Below are 20,236 nucleotides of genomic sequence, written 5' to 3'. Positions count from 1 at the left end.
GGTCTCAGCTCAGGCCGATGCCAACACCAGGTGCAGGTAACGGGTAAGCATAGCGAGCATCTGCCCATCGGCTTGCGCATCGGCATCCTTGAGCAGGCCCTGATATTCCATCTGCTCGATAATCGCCGTCAACATTTGGGCGTCCTGTTCCGGTTGCTGCGAGCCTACCACCTGCAGCAGCTGGCGTGCGCCATGCAGCAAAATCTGCTCGTGCGCGCACACCAGCTCGGCCAAGCGCGGGCACAGCAGGGCCTCCTGGCGGAAGGCCTGCTCGGCCATCATGAAATCGCGGCGGTTGAGCAACTGGCGCTGGACATAGTCGGCGGTCATGCGCGCGATTTCGTCGGCCAGCCGCGCCCGCGACTGCACGCTGCCATCGCCCTGGGCCAGCAGCTGGCGCAGTACCACCTCGGTGTTGGCCCAGAGCTTGGCCATGTAGTCGGCACTGCGCTCGACGTACTGGGCGAAGGTATCGGTGAGCAGGTCCTCGATGTCCTTGAAGTAGTAGGTGGTGGCCGACAGCGGCACACCGGCTTCGGCGGCCACTGCACGGTGGCGCACGCCACGCACGCCGTCGCGCACGACGATGCGCATGGCGGCGTCGAGGATCAGCTGGCGGCGTTGTTCGCTGCCTTGACGGGCGGTCTTGCGACCCTGGTATTGCACGCTTTCAGCGACGGCGGTGGCGATGCCGGCGGCGCCTTGTTGGGCCATTGCGGGTGTCACGGGGGTACCTCACAAACAGTGGTTTGTCAGTGCCGGCCTCTTCGCGGGTAAACCCGCTCCCACAGGGTTCGCCACAGCCCACAGGAGCTGTGCAAAAAACCTGTGGGTGCGGGCTTGCCCGCGAAAAGGCCGGTACAGCCAATACAAGTGTACAGGCAAGAAAAAGCCGCCCCTAAAGGCGGCTTGTTCAGTTCACTCAGGCCTGTGGGCGCATGTGCGGGAACAGGATCACGTCGCGAATCGACGGCGAGTTGGTCAGCAGCATCACCAGGCGGTCGATGCCGATGCCTTCACCGGCGGTCGGCGGCATGCCGTATTCCAAGGCGCGAACAAAGTCGGCGTCGTAGTGCATGGCTTCGTCGTCACCGGCGTCCTTCTCGGCCACCTGGGCCAGGAAGCGCTCGGCCTGGTCTTCGGCATCGTTGAGCTCGGAGTAGGCGTTGGCGATCTCGCGGCCACCGATGAACAGCTCGAAACGGTCGGTCACGGACGGGTTGTCGTCGTTGCGACGGGCCAGCGGCGAGACTTCGAACGGGTACTCGGTGATGAAGTGCGGCTGCTCCAGCTTGTGCTCGACCAGCTCTTCGAAAATCATCACCTGCAGCTTGCCCAGGCCTTCGTGGCCCAGCACCTTGGCACCGGCCTTCTTGGCGATCTCGCGGGCACGGTCGACGTCCTGCAGGTCGGCAGCGGTCAGCTCCGGGTTGTACTTGAGGATCGAGTCGAACACCGACAGGCGCACGAACGGCTCGCCGAAATGGAACACCTTGTCGCCGTACGGTACGTCGGTGGTGCCCAGCACCAGCTGCGCCAGCTCGCGGAACAGTTCCTCGGTGAGGTCCATGTTGTCGCGGTAGTCGGCGTAGGCCTGGTAGAACTCGAGCATGGTGAATTCAGGGTTGTGACGCGTCGAAACGCCTTCGTTACGGAAGTTGCGGTTGATCTCGAACACTTTTTCGAAGCCACCGACCACCAGGCGCTTGAGGTACAGCTCAGGCGCGATGCGCAGGAACATGGCCATGTCCAGGGCGTTGTGGTGGGTTTCGAACGGTTTGGCCGCGGCACCGCCTGGAATGGTCTGCAGCATCGGCGTCTCGACTTCGAGGAAGTCGCGCTCGATGAGGAACTTGCGGATGTGCGAGATCACCTGCGAACGCACACGGAAGGTGTGGCGGGTTTCTTCGTTGACCATCAGGTCGACGTAGCGCTGGCGGTAGCGCTGCTCGGTGTCGGTCAGGCCGTGGTGCTTGTCTGGCAGCGGGCGCAGCGACTTGGTCAGCAGGCGCACGTTGGTCATCTCGACGTACAGGTCACCCTTGCCGGAACGGGCCAGGGTGCCTTCGGCGCTGATGATGTCGCCCAGGTCCCAGGTCTTGACCGCAGCCAGGGTCTCTTCCGGCAGGGTCTTGCGGTTGACGTAGACCTGGATACGGCCAGTCATGTCCTGGATGACCATGAACGAGCCACGGTTGAGCATGATACGGCCGGCAACCTTGACCGGGATCGCGGCTGCTTCCAGCTCTTCCTTGGTCTTGTCCGCGTACTGCTTCTGCAGGTCGTTGCAGTAGCTGTCGCGACGGAAGTCGTTGGGGAAGGCATTGCCCTTGGCACGCTCGGCGGCAAGTTTTTCCTTGCGCAGGGCGATCAGGGCGTTTTCTTCCTGTTGCAGGTCTTGCGATTCGGTCTTGAGGTCGCTCATGTCGTCATTCTTTCCATCAGGTATTCGTTGCCCTTGTCGGGCAGGGCGCGCTACCGGCGGTTGGCCAGGTAGCGCGGCAGTGGTGTACGGCTTACAGCCCCTGCTTGAGGCTCGCTTCCAGGTACTGGTCGAGGTCGCCGTCCAGAACCTTCTGGCAGTCACTGCGCTCGACGCCGGTACGCAGGTCCTTGATGCGCGAGTCATCCAGCACGTAGGAACGGATCTGGTGGCCCCAGCCGATGTCCGACTTGCTGTCTTCCAGTGCCTGCGAGGCGGCATTGCGCTTCTGCATTTCCAGCTCGTACAACTTGGCCCGCAGCATTTTCATGGCGGTGTCCTTGTTGGCGTGCTGGGAGCGTTCGTTCTGGCAGGCCACCACGGTGTTGGTCGGCACGTGGGTGATACGCACCGCCGAGTCGGTGGTGTTGACGTGCTGACCACCGGCACCGGAGGAGCGGTAGGTGTCGATGCGCAGGTCGGACGGGTTGATCTCGATCTCGACCTTGTCGTCGATCTCGGGGGAGACGAACACCGCCGAGAACGAGGTGTGGCGACGCGCGCCAGAGTCGAACGGGCTCTTGCGCACCAGGCGGTGCACGCCGATCTCGGTGCGCAGCCAGCCGAAGGCGTACTCGCCCTTGATGTGCACGGTGGCACCCTTGATGCCGGCGACTTCACCTTCGGACAGTTCGATGATGGTAGCGTCGAAACCACGCTTGTCGGCCCAGCGCAGGTACATGCGCAGCAGGATGTTGGCCCAGTCCTGCGCTTCGGTACCACCGGAGCCGGCCTGGATGTCCAGGTAGGCGTTGTTCATGTCCATCTCGCCGCTGAACATGCGACGGAACTCAAGCTGGGCCAGGGATTCTTCCAGGGCCTGCAGCTCGGTCTCGACATCGCTGACAGCGCCTTCGTCACCTTCCTCGACGGCCATGTCGAGCAGGTCCTTGCAGTCGGCCAGGCCGTTGGACATCTTGTCCAGGGTCTCGACCACCTGCGCCAGCATGGCGCGCTCGCGGCCCAGGGCCTGGGCGTACTCGGGCTTGTTCCAGACGGCTGCGTCTTCCAGCTCGCGGTTGACTTCGATCAGGCGGTCATGCTTGTGATCGTAGTCAAAGATACCCCCGAATGGACAGGGAACGCTCGGTGAGGTCCTTGATGGTGTTCAGGATCGGTTGGATTTCCATGGCTGGCTACTCGTGCGAATTCGGTGAAAAGCCCGCGAGTATAACCGATCCAGGCAACTGCGGCAGCCCGTTGGGCAGCCGCACCAGCCTCAGGCGATGCCGACCTGGTTGCGCCCGTTGTTCTTGGCCAGATACAGCCCCTTGTCTGCCGCCGAAATCAGCTGCCGGCAGTGGCTACCGATGGCTGGCGTCTGGGTCGCCAGGCCGATGCTCACGGTCAGGTGCGAATCTGCGGTCGGCGCGCTGTGCGCAATGTTCAGGCCGATAACGGTCTGGCGCAGCTTTTCTGCGACCAGACGCGCGCCACCGGGCGAGGTGTTGGGCAACACCAGGGCGAACTCCTCACCGCCGTAGCGCGCCGGCAGGTCGGACGGCCGCGAGCAGGAGCCACGAATGGCTTCGGCCACCTGGCGCAAGGCCTCGTCGCCGGCCAGGTGGCCGAAGCTGTCGTTGAAGACCTTGAAGTAATCGACATCGATCATCAGCAGCGACAATTGCTGCTGCTCACGCATGGCCCGGCGCCACTCCAGCTCCAGGTACTCGTCGAAGTGGCGGCGGTTGGACAAGCCGGTGAGGCCGTCGGAATTCATCAGGCGCTGCAGCATCAGGTTGGTGTCGAGCAGCTGCTGCTGGCTTACGCGCAGGGCGCGGTAGGCCTCGTCGCGCTGCAGCAGGGTCAGGTAGGAACGCGAGTGGTAGCGGATGCGCGCCACCAGCTCGATGGTGTCTGGCAGCTTGACCAGGTAATCGTTGGCCCCGGCGGCGAAGGCCGCACTCTTGACCAGCGGGTCTTCCTTGGTCGACAGGACGATGATCGGGATGTCCTGGGTGGCTGGGTTGTTGCGGTACTCGCGCACCAGGGTCAGGCCGTCAAGGCCGGGCATGATCAGGTCCTGGAGGATGACCGTGGGCTTGATGCGCATCGCCTGGGCCACCGCCTGGTGCGGGTCGGCACAGAAGTGGAAGTCGATGTTCTCTTCGTGGGCCAGGCCACGACGCACTGCTTCGCCGATCATCGCCTGATCGTCCACCAGAAGGACCATCGCCGAATTTTCATTGGGGGTCGCGAAACCTTCGATCGGTAGATCAGTCATCCGTTTTCACCTGATCACTGCCGCTCAGGCGACGTGACTCAATACATGTGGTCATTTTGCGAAGATTTCCATCAAGCGCCCGGCGATTCGCTCAAGCGGGCGGATTTCCACCGCAGCATCGATAGCCGCAGCGGCCTTTGGCATGCCGTAGACCGCACTGCTGGCCTGGTCCTGGGCAATCGTCAGAAAGCCCTGCTGGCGCATCAGCTTCAGGCCTTGGGCACCATCACGGCCCATGCCGGTAAGCAGCACGCCCACCGCGTCGCCGTTCCAGTGGCGCGCCACGCTCTCGAAGAACACGTCGATCGAAGGCCGGTAGATCTCGTTGACCGGTTCGGCAGTGTAGGCCAACTGGCCACCCTGTAGCAGGCGGATATGGTGATTGGTGCCGGCCAGCAGCACTTGCCCGGGTTGTGGCGGCTCGCCCTCGCGGGCCAGGCGCACCGGCAAGCCGCAGGCGCTGGCGAGCCACTCGGCCATGCCGGCGGCAAACACCTGGTCGACATGCTGGACCAGCACGATCGAGGCTGGAAAACCGCGCGGCAGGCCTTTTAGCAGCACTTCGAGCGCGGCTGGGCCGCCTGCGGACGAGCCGATGGCCACCAGGCCGCTGCGCTGGGACGCCTCGCGCAGGGGGGCGGCGACCGTCTTGCTCGCGCCGGGCCGCTGCTGGCCGATCAGCCAGCCGATATTGAGGATCTTGCGCAGCAGCGGCGCCGCTGCCGCACGTGCATCACCCGCGCCCACCGCGGGGGTGTCGACCACGTCCAGGGCCCCATGGCCCATGGCCTCGAACACCCGGTGCACGTTCTGCTTGCGGTCGACGGTGACGATAACGATGGCGCAGGGCGTTTCGGCCATGATCCGCCGGGTCGCCTCGACGCCGTCCATCACCGGCATGATCAGGTCCATGAGAATCAGGTCGGGGGTATCCTCGGCGCACTTGCGCACGGCTTCGGCCCCATTGCCGGCCACCCAGATCACCTGGTGCGCCGGCTCGAAGGCCAGGGCCCGGCGCAACGCCTCTACCGCCATGGGCATATCGTTGACGATGGCGACCTTCATCCCTGAGCACCTCCGATCAATTCCACCACGGCATCCAGCAACGCATCGTCATGGAAGCTGGCCTTTGCCAAATAGTAGTCGGCGCCAGCGTCCAGGCCACGTCGGCGATCTTCTTCGCGGTCCTTGTACGACACCACCATCACCGGCAACGACTGCAACCGCTGGTCGCGGCGCACCAGGGTGACCAGCTCGATGCCATCCATGCGCGGCATGTCGATATCGGTGATCAACAGGTCGAAGTCCTCACTGCGCAGGGCGTTCCAGCCGTCCATACCGTCCACCGCCACTGCGACGTCGTAGCCACGGTTACTGAGCAGCTTGCGCTGCAGTTCGCGCACGGTGAGCGAGTCGTCGACCACCAGGATGCGCTTGCGGCTCACGCCTCGCGCGCCTTGCGCACCGCGCTCGATGCGTTCCAGGCGGCCAGTGCTGAGCAGTTTTTCCACCGAACGCAGCAAGTCTTCGACATCGATGATCAGCACCACCGAGCCATCGTCCAGCAACGCCCCTGCAGAGATGTCCTGGACCTTGCCCAGGCGCGGGTCGAGCGGCATCACCACCAGCACCCGCTCGCCGATCAGGCGCTCCACGGCCACCCCGTACAGCTGCTCACGCTCACGGATCACCACCACCCGCAGGCTGTTTGCCTCACCCTGCCCTGCCGGCCGGTTGAGCAACTGGCTGGCAGCCACCAGGCCAATATGTCGGCCTTCGTGCCAGAAATGCTGGCGCCCCTCGATCTGCACGATCTCGTCGGCCGCCACCTCGAGGGTGCGCTCGATATGCGCCAGCGGGAACGCATACGCCTCATCCCCCACCTCCACCACCAGGCTGCGCACCACCGACAGGGTCAGCGGCACCTCAAGCTGGAAACGGCAGCCCTGGCCAGGCACCTGGGTCAGTTCGATAGATCCGCGCAGGTCGCGGACCATGTGCTGCACTGCATCCAGGCCAACACCACGGCCAGACACCTCGGTGACCTTGTCACGCAGGCTGAAGCCCGGCAGGAACAGGAAGGTCAGCAGCTCGGCCTCACTCATTTGCGCCACGGTATCGGCGGGCGACAGGCCGCGCTCGACGATGTTGCGTTTCAGGCGCTCAAGGTCGATGCCTGCGCCATCATCGCTCAGTTCGAGCATCAGCAGGCCGGCCTGGTGCGAGGCGCGCAAGCGGATCGTGCCTTCCGCTGGTTTGCCCGCCAGCAGGCGCCGCTCGGGCAGCTCGACGCCATGGTCGACGGCATTGCGCAGCAAGTGGGTCAACGGCGCTTCGAGCTTTTCCAGCACGTCGCGATCGACCTGGGTCTTTTCGCCTTCGATCTGCAGTTGCACCTGCTTGCCGAGCGAACGCCCCAGGTCGCGGACCATGCGGCTCTGGCCGGTGAGCACGTCGGCAAACGGGCGCATGCGGCAGGCCAATGCCGTGTCGTACAGCAACTGCGCACGCTGGCTGGCCTGCCAACCGAACTCGTCGAGGTCGGCGGCCTGCTGCTGCAGAATCTGCTGGGTTTCCGCCAGCAGTCGCTGGGTCTGGGCCAGGGCGTCGAGCACCTCAATGCTCTGGCCGCTGTCTTCGAGTTGCGTTTTCAGGCCGTCGAGGGCCCGCATGCCTTGGCCATGCATGCGCTTGAGGCGCTGCAAGGTGGCCAGGTAGGGCTTGAGGCGCTGGGTCTCGACCAACGACTTGCTCGACAGGTCGAGCAGGCTGTTCAGGCGGTCGGCCGTCACCCGCAACACCCGCTCACCCCCCTCACCCGCGCGCTTGCCAGCCTTGCGCGGCGCAGCTGGCTCGACGTCTGTTTCCAAGGCCGGCACCACGGGCTCCGTCTGGGCCGGCGGGACCACGGGCGACGGTGGCTCAAGTGCAACCGCTGCGGGCAGGGGCGCGGCACCGGGGTCGAGCAAGCTGGCCATCTGCCGCAGGAACGCCGGCACCAGCGCCTCGCCATGCGGGTCGCCAGGGGTGGCGATGTGCATCAGCAAGTCGGTGCCACGCAGCAGCGCGTCGATGTGTTCGGCGCGCAACAGCAGCCGGCCTTCCTGGCCCGCCACCAGGCAATCTTCCATGACGTGGGCGACGCTGACCCCGGCATCGATACCGACGATGCGCGCCGCGCCTTTCAATGAGTGCGCCGCACGCATGCAGGCTTCCAGCTGGTCGGCCTGGGTCGGGTTGCGTTCCAGTGCCATCAGCCCGGTACTGAGCACCTGGGTCTGCGCCTCGGCCTCCAGGCTGAACAGTTCGAGCAGCGATGCGTCGCGCATTTGCTCTGGGGTCATGACAGGCTCCGCTGCACGGCAGACAGTAATTGTTGATCGTCCAGCACACGCACGCTGCGCCCGCGCCATTGCATTACCGCAGCGGTGAACGGCGCGGCATCTTCGCTGGCGTCCAGCAGTGTGGCGTCGAGGCGGTGAATGCCATCGATCTCGTCCACGGCCATCACCACCGGTCCGCCCGACGCTGCCAGGATCAGCATGCGCGGCATCGCCCGGCCGCCACGCGCCGGCTCGGACAATCGCTCCACACCCAGCAGGTCGCTCAGTGACAGGCACGGCACCAGCGCACCGCGCACGTTGGCCACCCCTTGCAGCACGCGCGAGCGCTGATGCGGCAATGAATGCACCGGCTGCAGATGGGCGATCTCGACCAGGCAGGCAGTGGCCAAGGCCAGCCATTCTTCGCCCAGGCGGAACAGCAGTTGCGAACGCCCGGCGCGGGTTTCGGCAGGGGCGTGCGCATGCACCAGGTCCGCTTCGATCAGCGCATAGCGGTCGAGCAGGCGCGTGGCCGCCGCCGCGTAGACTTCGCAGTTGCGGCAATGGATATGCCGCTCCAGCAGCGGGCATTGCTTGTTGCCGTGTACGCCAATGCGGTTCCAGCAATCGTCGATGCGCTCATCGTCCTGGGCCAGCAGCTCGATCCCGTGTTCGGCTTTCATCGTTCAGACTCCCGGCCAACCCGTGCCGCACGTGCCTGCAGGCGGCGGGCACCAACTTCATCGCCTTGGGCCGCCAGCAGCGTGGCCAGGTGCAGCAATGCCTCAGGGTGCTGAGGTTCCAGGTACAGCGCCTTGCGGTAATGGGTCAGCGCCTGTTGTGCATCGCCTTCGGTATCACTCAGCAGCCCTAGCCAGTAGTAGACTTGGGCCTTCGGTGCGAACTGGCGCAGATAGCGCTGGCAACTGGCGCGGGCCTGGGCGCTGTCGCCGGCATTGGCCTGGCGCGCGATGCTGGCCAGCAATTCGCTTTCGCTCTCGCGCGGTGGCGCTGCCGAAGGGGCAGGCGCAATCGCCCGCAGCGGCCGTGCGGGCGGCGCAGGCACGGGCCTTGGGCGGCTTGGGGCAACGGGCAGGGCCACGCGGCTTGGTGGCAGGGCCGGCATGGCGGGGACATCCACCGGTTGGCGCACATAAGCGAACGACTGGGCAATCCCCAATGGCCGCATCCCCAACCGCGCCAGCAAACTTCCCTCGGCCGGGCCGATGAACAGCACGCCCTGCGGCTGTGCAAGGCGCTTGAGCACTTCGAACACACGCTGCTGGGTCGGTACATCGAAGTAGATCAGCAGGTTGCGACAGAACACGAAGTCGTACTGGCCGTTGCGGCTGGCGAGCGCCGGGTCGAGCACATTGCCCACTTCCAGGCTCACCTGCCGGCGTACCCGCTCATCCAACTGGTGCCCGTCATCGCGCTCACGGAAATGGCGCTCGCGAAACGACAGTTCGCTGCCGCGGAACGAGTTGCGCCCATACAAGCCCTGTATGCCCCTGGCGACCGAGCTTGGACTGATATCGACCCCGTCGATGCGAAAATCGAGTGGGCTCATGCCCGCGTCGAGCAAGGCCATGGCGAGCGAGTACGGCTCCTCGCCGGTGGAGCACGGCAGGCTGAGCAGACGCAACGGCCGCTCACCGGCCAGCTCGGCCAGGCGCTTCTGGGCCAGGCCGACCAGTGCGGTGAACGATTCCGGGTAGCGAAAGAACCAGGTCTCCGGGACGATCACGGCCTCGATCAGGGCCAGTTGCTCGTCCGCCGATTGCTGCAGACGGACCCAGTAATCATTCAGATCGGTGGCATTCAGTGCGACGCAGCGCTGGCGCAGTGCCCGCTCGACCATCGGCACGCCAACAGACTCGACATCCAGACCGATACGCGTTTGCAAGAAGCGGAAAAAACGTTGCTCGCTCATGGCGCCTCCTGCCCTTGCGCCAGCGGAAACAACCGCTCGCGCACGCTATCGGTCAGCAGGTCATCCACCACGATCCGTTGCAACAAGCCCTGAGCGTCCTGGCGAACCGGGCCCAGGTAACGCGCTTCGCCGTTATCCAGGCCATAAGGCTGGAACTCATCCGGCATGCAGCGCAGGGTTTCGGTGGCTTGTTCGAGGATCAGGCCCAGCACCTGGTCGTGACGGTAATGCACCAGCACCAGGCGCGTGCTGGCGCGCTCGGCGGCCGGCCGCGCGAAGCTCAGCGCACTCAGGTCAACCACTGGCACCAGCACGCCGCGATGGGGCAGGATGCCGGCCACCCAAGCCGGCGCCTGGGCAATCGGCTTGAGCGGGCGGCGCGGCAGCACCTCGATCACTTCGCGCACGTCCAGGGCAAAACGCTGCTGGTTGAGGCGAAACTGCAAGTACAGCGTGCCCTTGGCGCTGGCCGCCGCTGCCGGGTAAGAGTGCAGGTTGGTCATGGTGATCAGACTTTGAAGCGCGATACACCACCGCGCAGGCCGGCGGCCACCTGGCTCAGCTCATCGATGGCGAAGCTGGCCTGGCGCAGCGATTCCACCGTCTGGGTGCTGGCATCGCTGAGCTGGGCCAGGGCCTGGTTGATCTGCTCGGCACCGGTGGCCTGGGCCTGCATGCCCTCATTGACCATCAGCACACGCGGAGCCAGGGCCTGGACCTGGTGAATGATCTGGCTCAGTTGCTCGCCCACCTGCTGCACTTCGAACATGCCGCGGCGCACTTCTTCGGAGAACTTGTCCATGCCCATCACCCCGGCCGACACCGCCGACTGGATTTCCCGCACCATCTGCTCGATGTCGTAGGTGGCCACGGCCGTCTGGTCGGCCAGGCGCCGCACCTCGGTGGCGACCACGGCAAAACCGCGGCCATATTCACCGGCCTTTTCCGCCTCGATGGCGGCATTGAGCGAAAGCAGGTTGGTCTGGTCGGCCACCTTGACGATGGTCACCACCATCTGCGTGATGTTGCTGGCCTTCTCGTTGAGGATACCCAGCTTGGCGTTGACCAGGTCGGCGGCGCCCATCACCTGGTGCATGGTCTCTTCCATGCGCGCCAGGCCCTGCTGGCCGGAGCCCGCCAGGCTCGACGCCTGGTCGGCAGCGCTGGTGACCTCGGTCATGGTGCGCACCAGGTCGCGCGAGGTAGCGGCGATTTCACGCGAGGTGGCGCCGATCTCGGTGGTGGTGGCAGCCGTCTCGGTAGCGGTGGCCTGCTGTTGCTTGGAGGTGGCGGCAATCTCGGTGACCGAGGTGGTTACCTGTACCGACGAGCGCTGCGCCTGGGCCACCAGGTTGGCCAGGGCTTCGGCCATTTCGTTGAAGCCGCTCTCGATGGCGCCGAACTCATCCTTGCGGTCCAGGCTCAGGCGCATGCTCAGGTCGCCCGAGCGCAGTTTGTCGAGGGCATGCACCACGCGCTGCACAGGGGCTGTGATGGCGCGCATCAACAGCAAGCCACAGATGCCGGCGGCCACGATCGCCAGCAGCAGCGAGACCATCATGCTGCCCTTGGCCGTGCTCACGGCACTGACAATTTCATGGGTGGCAGCGTCTGCCGACTCGCGGTTGTGCTCGATCACCGTGTTGAGGTGCTTGCGCCCTTCCACCCAGGCCGGGGTAAGCGCCTCGCTGATCAGCCGCTCGGCTTCGGTGTAATTGTGCTGCCGGTAGGCATCAAGCACCTGGCCGACGAGCTTGAGGTAGTTTTCCTCAAGCTTGACGAAGGTGTCGAAGCGCTTCTGGTCTTCGCTGTCCTGGATGGTGCCCTGGTAGCTGGCCATGTACTGCTTGAGGCGGTCATCGAAGCTCTTGAACAGCTCCATGTCGGCCGGGGTGATCTCGCGGTGGTTGGACAGGCCCACCAGTTGCTGGCTGGTGACATAGCTGTCGACCCAGGCGCTGCGGATCATCGAGCTGTAGTAGACACCTGGAATGCTGTCTGTACCCACCGCTTCCTCGGCGCTTTCGATCGTCACCAACCGCGAGTAAGCGGCTACGATCATCAGCAGCATGATGGCGATGATCACGGCGAAACTTGCCAGGATCCGTTGGCGCAAGGTCCAGTTCTTCACATTCAGCCCTCAGGAATTCACAACGAGCGGGAAAAATCGCCGAAGTATAGCCCAGGCTTCCTACGCTTTTGCGGCTGAAATGCGAGGTATTCAGGCCTCTATCCCTGGCGGACAGGCCATTTTCCAGTTCATTGACCTGCGGCAAGCCGTACCTGGCTCTCCAGTTCCTGGCGCAGGGCCGGGTCGAGGCGCAACTGGCGGGCCAGTTCGTCGAGGTAGGCGCGCTCCATGAAGTTTTCCTGATCGACCATCATCACGCTGGCCAGATACATCTCTGCAGCCATCTCAGGGGTTTGCGCGGCGCGAGCGACTTCGGCCGGGTCAAGCGGCTTGTTCAGTTCATCGTGCAGCCAGTGCTGCAGGTCGCGGTCGTTGTCCAGGCGGGTGAATTCGCCTTCGATCAGGGCCCGCTCGCGCTCGTCGATATGGCCATCGGACTTGGCCGCCGCCACCAGCGCGCGCAGCACCGCCTGGCTGTGCTGTTCGGCCTGGGCCGGCGGGAGGCGATCGAGCGTCTGCGGCTCGCTGCCCTGCCCTGTGCCCTGGCGCGCCTGCCAGTTGCCATAGGCCTTGTAAGCCAGCACGCCAAGAGCGGCCAGGCCACCGTAGGTGAGCGCCTTGCCACCATACTTGCGGGCCTTCTTGCTGCCCAGCAGCAGGCCCAGCGCACCCGCCCCCAAGGCACCTGTGCCGGCCCCGGAGAGCAGGCCGCCCAAGCCACCGGCGCCGGCTGACGGCTTGCCTGCGCCAGGCTGCTTGTTGAGCAGCTCCTGGCCAGATTTGAGCAATTGATCGAGCAGGCCACGGGTGTTCATGTGCACGTCTCCACGATACGGAAAGGAACGAGCAGAGTAAGGCCTGCCGCGTAAGCGGCCACTCGGGGATTTGCTTCCGGATGTTGCATTAGCAGGCAAAAAGCCAACTAGACTCGTCATCGCCAACAACCTGCACAGGCGCACTACGCTTATCACAATCGCTTCACTGCTTTCTTGATGACTGCCCCGACCAAAATCTCCAAGAAGAGGGAACACCATGTCAGTGCACAAGACCGCATTGCTCGGCGCCATGACCGGCGCACTGCTGGCCAGCGCCAGCCTGCAGGCCGCCGAGATGCCCAAGGCCGTTGGCGCCGGCGAAGGCCGGCTGGATATCGTCGCCTGGCCCGGCTACATCGAGCGCGGTGAAAGCGACAAGGCCTATGACTGGGTCAGCGGTTTCGAGAAGGAAACCGGCTGCAAGGTCAGCGTCAAGACTGCGGCCACTTCCGATGAAATGGTCAGCCTGATGACCAAGGGCGGCTACGACCTGGTCACCGCTTCCGGCGACGCCTCGCTGCGCCTGATCGTCGGCAAGCGCGTACAGCCCATCAACACAGCGCTGATCCCCAACTGGAAGAACATCGACCCACGCCTGCAGAACGGTGGCTGGTACGTGGTCGACAAACAGGTGTATGGCACGCCCTACCAATGGGGCCCGAACGTGCTGCTGTACAACACCAATACCTTCAAGCAGGCCCCCACCAGCTGGAACGTGGTGTTCGAGCCGCAGGACCTGCCCGATGGCAAGCCGAACAAGGGCCGCGTACAGGCTTACGACGGGCCGATCTACATCGCCGATGCCGCGCTGTACCTGAAATCCGCCAAGCCCGAGCTGGGCATCAAGGACCCGTACGAGCTCAATGAAGCCCAGTACAAGGCCGTGCTCGAATTACTGCGCCAGCAGCAACCGCTGATCCACCGTTACTGGCATGACGCCACGGTACAGATGAGCGACGTGAAGAACGAAGGCGTGGTTGCCTCCAGCTCATGGGGCTACATGGTCAATGGCCTGAAGGCCGAGAACCAGCCGGTGGCCTCGACCATTCCGAAGGAAGGCGCCACCGGCTGGGCCGACACCACCATGCTGCACAGCGAGGCCAAGCACCCCAATTGCGCCTACAAATGGATGGACTGGTCGCTGCAACCCAAGGTGCAAGGCGATGTGGCGGCCTGGTTCGGCTCGTTGCCCGCAGTGCCGGCAGCTTGCACCGGCAGTGAGTTGCTGGGGGCTGAAGGGTGCAAGACCAACGGCTTCGACAACTTCGACAAGATCGCCTTCTGGAAAACCCCGCAGGCCCAGGGCGGCAAGTTCGTGCCGTACAGCCGCTGGACCCAGGATTACATAGCGATCATGGGCGGGCGCTAGCACAGGCTTGCTACAGGTATGCCGCTTGATTTGGGGCTGCTGCGCAGCCCTTTCGCGACACAAGGCCGCTCCTACAGACCGCGATCCCCTGTAGGAGTGGCCTTGTGTCGCGAAAGGGTCGCAAGGCGCCCCCGAGCTTTACCTTGGAGTTACCCATGCCCCTAGCCGTCCAGTTCACCCAGGTTTCCCGCACCTTCGGCGAGGTCAAGGCCGTTGACCAGGTCAGCATCGACATCGAGGACGGCGAATTCTTCTCCATGCTCGGCCCTTCCGGCTCGGGCAAGACCACCTGCCTGCGCCTGATCGCCGGCTTCGAGCAACCCAATAGCGGTTCGATCCGCATCCATGGTGTCGAGGCCGCTGGCGTACCGCCCTACCAGCGCGACGTCAACACGGTATTCCAGGACTACGCGCTATTCCCGCACATGAACGTGCGCGACAACATCGCCTACGGCCTCAAGGTCAAGGGCGTGGCCAAGGCCGAACGCCAGGCACGCGCCGAAGAAGCGCTGGCCATGGTCGCCCTGGCCGGCTACGGCGAGCGCAAACCGGCACAGCTTTCCGGCGGCCAGCGCCAGCGCGTAGCCCTGGCCCGCGCGCTGGTCAACCGGCCACGGGTGCTGCTGCTCGACGAGCCGCTGGGCGCACTCGACCTCAAGCTGCGCGAACAGATGCAGGGCGAATTGAAGAAGCTGCAGCGCCAGCTGGGCATCACCTTCATCTTCGTCACCCACGACCAGACCGAAGCGCTGTCGATGTCGGACCGGGTGGCGGTCTTCAATCGTGGCCGCATCGAACAGGTCGACACGCCACGCAACCTCTACATGAAGCCAGCAACCACCTTCGTCGCCGAGTTCGTCGGTACCTCCAACGTCATCCGCGGCGACCTCGCCGAACAACTCAGCGGCAGCCGCGCTCCGTTTTCCATTCGCCCGGAGCATATCCGCCTGGTAGATCAGCCAGGCCAGGCGCAAGACATTCAGCTCGGCGGCCTGCTGCACGACGTCCAATACCAAGGCAGCGCCACCCGCTACGAGGTGCAACTGGAAAGCGGCCAGCTGCTTGCCGTCAGCCACGCCAACGACCGCTGGCAGGCACACGCGCAGCCCTGGCAGGCCGGTCAGCAGGTGCAGGTACGCTGGCCACGCGAGGCGATGACTGCCCTGCAGGAAACCGTCCTGGCCGAGGGCCGCTGAGATGCGTCGCCTGTCCGATCTGCTGTACCGGCGCCCCAACCTCTACCTGGCGCTGTTGCTGATCCCCCCGCTGACCTGGTTCGGCGCTATCTACCTGGGCTCGTTGCTCAGCCTGCTGTGGCAGGGCTTCTACACCTTCGACGACTTCACCATGGCGGTCACCCCGGCGCTGACCCTGGGCAACTTCGCGGCGCTGTTCAACCCGTCCAACTTCGACATCATCCTGCGCACCCTGACCATGGCCGTCGCGGTATCGCTGGCCAGTGCGGTACTGGCCTTCCCGATTGCCTACTACATGGCGCGCTACACCAGCGGCAAGACCAAGGCATTTTTCTACATCGCGGTAATGATGCCGATGTGGGCCAGCTACATCGTCAAGACCTACGCCTGGACCCTCTTGCTGGCCAAGGGCGGTGTGGCCCAGTGGTTCGTCCAGCAGTTGCACCTGGACGCCCTGCTGCAGGCCGTGCTGACCGTGCCCGGGGTGGGCGGCAGCACGTTGTCGACCTCGCACCTGGGGCGCTTCATGGTGTTCGTGTACATCTGGCTACCGTTCATGATCCTGCCGATCCAGGCCTCGCTCGAGCGCCTGCCACCGTCATTGCTGCAGGCTTCGGCAGACCTGGGTGCCAGGCCGGGGCAAACGTTCCTGCAGGTGATCCTGCCGCTGTCGATCCCCGGCATTGCCGCCGGCTCGATCTTCACCTTCTCGCTGACCTTGGGCGACTTCATCGTGCCGCAACTGGTCGGCCCGCCGGGTTACTTCATCGGCAGCATGGTCTATGCCCAACAAGGGGCGATAGGCAACATGCCAATGGCGGCAGCCTTCACGCTGGTGCCGATCGTGCTGATCGCGGTGTATCTGGCCATCGTCAAGCGCCTGGGGGCCTTCGATGCACTCTGAAAAAGCGTCTGTCGGCCTGCGCCTGGCGGCCTGGGGCGGGTTGGTGTTTCTGCACTTCCCGATCCTGATCATCGTCCTGTACGCCTTCAATACCGAAGACGCGGCGTTCAGCTTCCCGCCCAAGGGCTTCACCCTCAACTGGTTCACCGTGGCCTTCGCCCGCCCCGACGTGCTCGAAGCGATCAAGCTGTCGCTGCAGGTGGCGTGCCTGGCCACGCTGATCGCGCTGGTGCTCGGCACCCTGGCCTCGGCGGCGCTGTACCGGCGCAACTTCTTCGGCAAGGAGAGCATCTCGCTGGTGCTGATCCTGCCGATCGCCCTGCCCGGCATCATCACCGGCATAGCCCTGCTCTCGGCGTTCAAAAGCCTCGGTATAGAACCCGGCGTGTTCACCATCGTGGTCGGTCACGCCACGTTCTGCGTGGTGATCGTCTACAACAACGTCATCGCCCGCCTGCGGCGCACCTCGCAGAGCCTGATCGAGGCGTCCATGGACCTCGGCGCCGACGGCTGGCAGACCTTCCGCTACATCATCCTGCCCAACCTCGGCTCGGCACTGCTGGCCGGCGGCATGCTGGCCTTCGCCCTGTCGTTCGATGAAATCATCGTCACCACCTTCACCGCTGGCCACGAGCGCACCCTGCCGATCTGGCTGCTCAACCAGCTCAGCCGCCCGCGCGATGTGCCGGTGACCAACGTGGTCGCCATGCTGGTGATGCTGGTGACCATGCTGCCGATTCTCGGCGCCTATTACCTGACCCGTGGCGCCGAAAGCGTTGCGGGCAGTGGCAAATGACCCACAAGGAGCCCCCCATGCAAAGCAAAATGCTGGTCAACGGTAAGCTGGTCGCAGGCGAAGGCCCGGCCTGGACCGTGCTCAACCCCGCCGAGGGCAGCGCCCTGGCGCAGATCAACGAAGCCACCGAAGCCCAGGTCGATACGGCCGTGCGCGCTGCCGACCTGGCCTTCGACAGCTGGTCACAGACCAGCCCCAAGGAACGCTCGCTGGCGCTGTTGGCCCTGGCCGACACCATTGAAGCCCATGGCGATGAACTGGCCCGCCTGGAATCGCAGAACTGCGGCAAGCCGTTTGCAGCTGCCTTGAATGACGAAATCCCGGCCATCGCCGACGTGTTCCGCTACTTTGCCGGCGCCGCCCGCTGCCTCGGCGGCTCGGCGGCGGGCGAATACCTGCCGGGCCATACCTCGATGATCCGCCGCGACCCGCTGGGCGTGGTTGCTTCGATCGCGCCGTGGAACTACCCGTTGATGATGCTGGCATGGAAGATCGCCCCCGCCCTGGCGGCCGGCAACACCGTGGTCATCAAACCCTCCGAACTGACCCCGCTGACCGCCCTGCGCCTGGGCGAGCTGGCTAAAGACTTGCTACCGCCCGGCGTGCTCAACATTTTGTTCGGCCGCGGGCAAACGGTCGGCAACCCACTGGTCACCCACCCTAAGGTGCGCATGGTGTCGCTGACCGGCTCCATTGCGACGGGGGCACATATCATTGGCGCCACCGCCAGCAGCGTGAAGCGCATGCACATGGAACTGGGCGGCAAGGCGCCGGTGCTGGTGTTCGACGACGCCGATATCGACGCGGCCATCGACGGCATCCGCACGTTCGGCTTCTACAACGCTGGCCAGGACTGCACCGCCGCCTGTCGCCTGTATGTGCAGGCAGGCATCTATGAACGCTTCGTCGAGCGCCTGGGCAAGGCCGTTTCCAGCCTCAAGGCCGGCCTGCAGGATGCCGAGGACACCGAACTGGGCCCATTGATCAGCGCCCAGCACCGCGACAAGGTGGCCGGCCTGGTCCAGCGCGCCATCGCCCAGCCCCATATCCGCCTGGTGACGGGCGGCAAGGTAATTGCGGGGGATGGCTTCTTCTTCGAGCCGACCGTGCTGGCCGACGCCTTGCAGGATGACGAGATCGTGCGTAACGAAGTGTTCGGCCCGGTGGTGTCGGTGACCCGCTTCAATAGCGAAGAGCAGGCGCTGGAATGGGCCAACGATTCCGAGTACGGCCTGGCGTCATCGGTGTGGACCCGCGACAACGGCCGCGCCCACCGCCTGGCGGCGCGGTTGCAGTATGGCTGCACCTGGGTCAACACCCACTTCATGCTGGTCAGCGAGATGCCCCATGGTGGGCAGAAGCATTCGGGGTATGGGAAGGATATGTCGATGTACGGGCTTGAGGACTACACCTGCGTGCGGCATGTGATGATCAAGCATTGAGGTGAGGCGGGTGGCGTATGCCTGTAGTTCTTTAGCGCCTGCGAGATCGAGCGCCGCCTGCGCGGCGCATCGCGGATAAATACGCTCCTACAGTTGTTGCAACGTGCCGAACCTGGCAGACCATGGTCGCCAGCCTTGGCGCATGTCTTGAGCTTCGCAAACCAGGCTGATGGCCTGGCAGGCATGGCCACGTTGCAATAACTGTAGGAGCGGATTTATCCGCGATGCGCCGCGCGGGCGGCGCTCGATCTCAGCCACCGCGCATAGCTGCCGGCGAGCCCCCTAATCTCGCAAATCCGACTCGTGAATAGGGTTGGCCCGGCTGGTCGCCCTTTGGTACTGCGCCGGCCAAGTGGCTTTGTTGCCACCCAAGTCATCATCGGCATGCAACGGCCAGTAAGGATCGCGCAGCAGCTCCCGGGCCAGGAAGATCACGTCGGCCTGCCCGGTGCGCAGAATGTGCTCGGCCTGTGCCGGTTCGGTAATCATGCCTACGGTGCCAGTGGCGATCTCTGCCTCTTTGCGCACACGCTCTGCAAAGCGAGTCTGGTAGCCAGGGCCTGTAGGGATTTCGGCATTCACCGAGGTACCACCGGAGGACACGTCGATCAGGTCGACGCCCAGCACCCGCAGGCGGCGTGCCAGCTCGACGGTTTCATCCGGGTTCCAACCATCCTCAACCCAGTCCGTCGCCGATACACGCACGAACAGCGGCAGTTCAGCAGGCCAGACCTTGCGCACCGCTTCGACCACCTGCAGGGTCAGGCGGATGCGGTTTTCGAAGCAACTGCCGTACTCGTCGCGGCGCTGATTACTCAGTGGTGAGAGGAATTGGTGCAGCAGATACCCATGGGCCGCGTGGATTTCGACGACCTTGAAGCCCGCTTTCAGCGCCCGCTCGGTAGAGGCGACGAAGGCATCGATCACCCCCTGAATTTCGTCCTGGCTCAATTCGCGCGGCGGTGTGTGCTGTGGGTCAAAAGCGATTTTCGACGGCCCCACCGGCTGCCAGCCGCCGTCTTCAATCTTCACACTGCCCTGCTTGCCCAGCCAGGGCCGATAGGTACTGGCCTTGCGCCCGGCGTGGGCCAACTGGATGCCTGGCACGGCGCCCTGGGCGGTGATGAAGCGGGTAATGCGCTGCAACGGCGCAATCTGGTCGTCGTTCCACAGGCCTAGGTCTTCGGCGGTGATGCGACCATCGGCGGTCACGGCGACGGCTTCGCTGATGACCAGGCCGGCGCCACCCACGGCGCGGCTGCCCAGGTGGACGAGATGCCAGTCGTTGGCCAGGCCATCGACGGAAGAATACTGGCACATCGGCGAGACCGCGATGCGGTTGGGCAGGGTCAGCTGACGCAGGGTGTAAGGCTCTAGCAGCAGGCTCATGAGGGCACCTCCCAAGGACTCCAATGGTGATCCGGCCCGGACACTCAAGTGCACATCCCTGGCCCGGTGCCGGTCATTAATCAGACTAGACCAGATTGGTGGGGGGGATGGTTCCGTGGGATGGCGGGGTGTTCGTCGGAAGGCTTGCAGCGCCTGTCAGATCGAGCGCCGCCCGCGCGGCGCATCGCGGATAAATCCGCTCCTACATTTGTTGCAACGTGGCCATGCCTGT

General features: G+C 64.5%; 17 protein-coding genes. 5 read left to right on the top strand and 12 right to left on the bottom strand.

What is annotated here, in order from left to right; translation table 11 throughout:
- Positions 1 to 9 precede the first annotated feature (9 nt).
- From H040_RS03620 to H040_RS03570, 11 genes are all read right to left on the bottom strand, one after another.
- Positions 10 to 714, bottom strand: coding sequence for a TetR/AcrR family transcriptional regulator (locus tag H040_RS03620; RefSeq protein WP_027920072.1), 705 nt, complete (start codon positions 712 to 714; stop codon positions 10 to 12).
- Between the two features lie 208 nt (positions 715 to 922).
- Positions 923 to 2,425, bottom strand: coding sequence for a lysine--tRNA ligase (gene lysS, locus H040_RS03615; RefSeq protein ID WP_027920073.1), 1,503 nt, complete (start codon positions 2,423 to 2,425; stop codon positions 923 to 925).
- Positions 2,426 to 2,516: 91 nt separating this feature from the next.
- Positions 2,517 to 3,612 (bottom strand): peptide chain release factor 2 gene (prfB, locus tag H040_RS03610; RefSeq protein ID WP_112312756.1). Its coding sequence is split into 2 segments (ribosomal slippage): positions 2,517 to 3,539 and positions 3,541 to 3,612, totalling 1,095 coding nucleotides; the frame shifts between segments, so codons are not numbered across the junction.
- A gap of 89 nt (positions 3,613 to 3,701) precedes the next feature.
- Positions 3,702 to 4,706, bottom strand: a complete 1,005-nt coding sequence (gene wspR / locus H040_RS03605) for a Wsp signal transduction system regulator diguanylate cyclase WspR (RefSeq protein ID WP_027920075.1) — start codon at positions 4,704 to 4,706, stop codon at positions 3,702 to 3,704.
- Between the two features lie 51 nt (positions 4,707 to 4,757).
- Positions 4,758 to 5,771 carry a chemotaxis response regulator protein-glutamate methylesterase gene (locus H040_RS03600; protein WP_027920076.1) on the bottom strand — a complete coding sequence of 338 codons (1,014 nt, stop codon included), beginning with the start codon at positions 5,769 to 5,771 and terminating at the stop codon, positions 4,758 to 4,760.
- Positions 5,768 to 8,050, bottom strand: a complete 2,283-nt coding sequence (locus H040_RS03595; protein ID WP_027920077.1) for a hybrid sensor histidine kinase/response regulator — start codon at positions 8,048 to 8,050, stop codon at positions 5,768 to 5,770. Before H040_RS03595 ends, H040_RS03600 begins: the two co-directional genes overlap by 4 nt.
- Positions 8,047 to 8,712 carry a chemotaxis protein CheW gene (locus H040_RS03590; RefSeq protein WP_027920078.1) on the bottom strand — a complete coding sequence of 222 codons (666 nt, stop codon included), beginning with the start codon at positions 8,710 to 8,712 and terminating at the stop codon, positions 8,047 to 8,049. The genes H040_RS03595 and H040_RS03590 overlap by 4 nt, the downstream gene beginning before the upstream one ends.
- Positions 8,709 to 9,962, bottom strand: a complete 1,254-nt coding sequence (locus H040_RS03585) for a CheR family methyltransferase (protein WP_027920079.1) — start codon at positions 9,960 to 9,962, stop codon at positions 8,709 to 8,711. The genes H040_RS03590 and H040_RS03585 overlap by 4 nt, the downstream gene beginning before the upstream one ends.
- Complete coding sequence (locus tag H040_RS03580) at positions 9,959 to 10,465, bottom strand: chemotaxis protein CheW (RefSeq protein ID WP_027920080.1); 507 nt, start codon at positions 10,463 to 10,465, stop codon at positions 9,959 to 9,961. Before H040_RS03580 ends, H040_RS03585 begins: the two co-directional genes overlap by 4 nt.
- Before the next feature lie 5 nt (positions 10,466 to 10,470).
- Complete coding sequence (locus tag H040_RS03575) at positions 10,471 to 12,093, bottom strand: methyl-accepting chemotaxis protein (protein WP_027920081.1); 1,623 nt, start codon at positions 12,091 to 12,093, stop codon at positions 10,471 to 10,473.
- Between the two features lie 128 nt (positions 12,094 to 12,221).
- The gene (locus tag H040_RS03570) at positions 12,222 to 12,908 is read right to left on the bottom strand and encodes a tellurite resistance TerB family protein (RefSeq protein ID WP_027920082.1); all 687 of its coding nucleotides are present in this window, start codon (positions 12,906 to 12,908) and stop codon (positions 12,222 to 12,224) included.
- A 217-nt stretch (positions 12,909 to 13,125) separates the two neighbouring features.
- On the opposite strand from H040_RS03570, the gene ydcS reads away from it, so the two are divergent.
- The 5 genes from ydcS (at position 13,126) to H040_RS03545 (ending at position 18,615) form a co-directional block, all read left to right on the top strand.
- Positions 13,126 to 14,277, top strand: a complete 1,152-nt coding sequence (ydcS, locus tag H040_RS03565) for a putative ABC transporter substrate-binding protein YdcS (RefSeq protein WP_027920083.1) — start codon at positions 13,126 to 13,128, stop codon at positions 14,275 to 14,277.
- A gap of 155 nt (positions 14,278 to 14,432) precedes the next feature.
- Positions 14,433 to 15,473 carry an ABC transporter ATP-binding protein gene (locus H040_RS03560; RefSeq protein ID WP_027920084.1) on the top strand — a complete coding sequence of 347 codons (1,041 nt, stop codon included), beginning with the start codon at positions 14,433 to 14,435 and terminating at the stop codon, positions 15,471 to 15,473.
- A 1-nt stretch (position 15,474) separates the two neighbouring features.
- A complete protein-coding gene (locus tag H040_RS03555; RefSeq protein WP_027920085.1) occupies positions 15,475 to 16,377 on the top strand; it encodes an ABC transporter permease in 903 nt (300 codons plus the stop codon).
- Positions 16,367 to 17,173 carry an ABC transporter permease gene (locus H040_RS03550; protein WP_027920086.1) on the top strand — a complete coding sequence of 269 codons (807 nt, stop codon included), beginning with the start codon at positions 16,367 to 16,369 and terminating at the stop codon, positions 17,171 to 17,173. The genes H040_RS03555 and H040_RS03550 overlap by 11 nt, the downstream gene beginning before the upstream one ends.
- Before the next feature lie 17 nt (positions 17,174 to 17,190).
- The gene (locus H040_RS03545; RefSeq protein ID WP_027920087.1) at positions 17,191 to 18,615 is read left to right on the top strand and encodes a gamma-aminobutyraldehyde dehydrogenase; all 1,425 of its coding nucleotides are present in this window, start codon (positions 17,191 to 17,193) and stop codon (positions 18,613 to 18,615) included.
- A 282-nt stretch (positions 18,616 to 18,897) separates the two neighbouring features.
- On the opposite strand, the gene H040_RS03540 is transcribed toward H040_RS03545, so the two are convergent.
- Entirely contained in the window at positions 18,898 to 20,004 is a 1,107-nt protein-coding gene (locus H040_RS03540) for an NADH:flavin oxidoreductase/NADH oxidase (RefSeq protein WP_027920088.1), read from the bottom strand.
- Positions 20,005 to 20,236 lie beyond the last annotated feature (232 nt).

The organism is Pseudomonas sp. URMO17WK12:I7 (assembly GCF_003269045.1).
GTDB classification, from domain to species: domain Bacteria; phylum Pseudomonadota; class Gammaproteobacteria; order Pseudomonadales; family Pseudomonadaceae; genus Aquipseudomonas; species Aquipseudomonas putida_J.
Note: the sequence above shows the minus strand (reverse complement) of the source record. Positions and strands in the feature narration are given on the sequence as shown.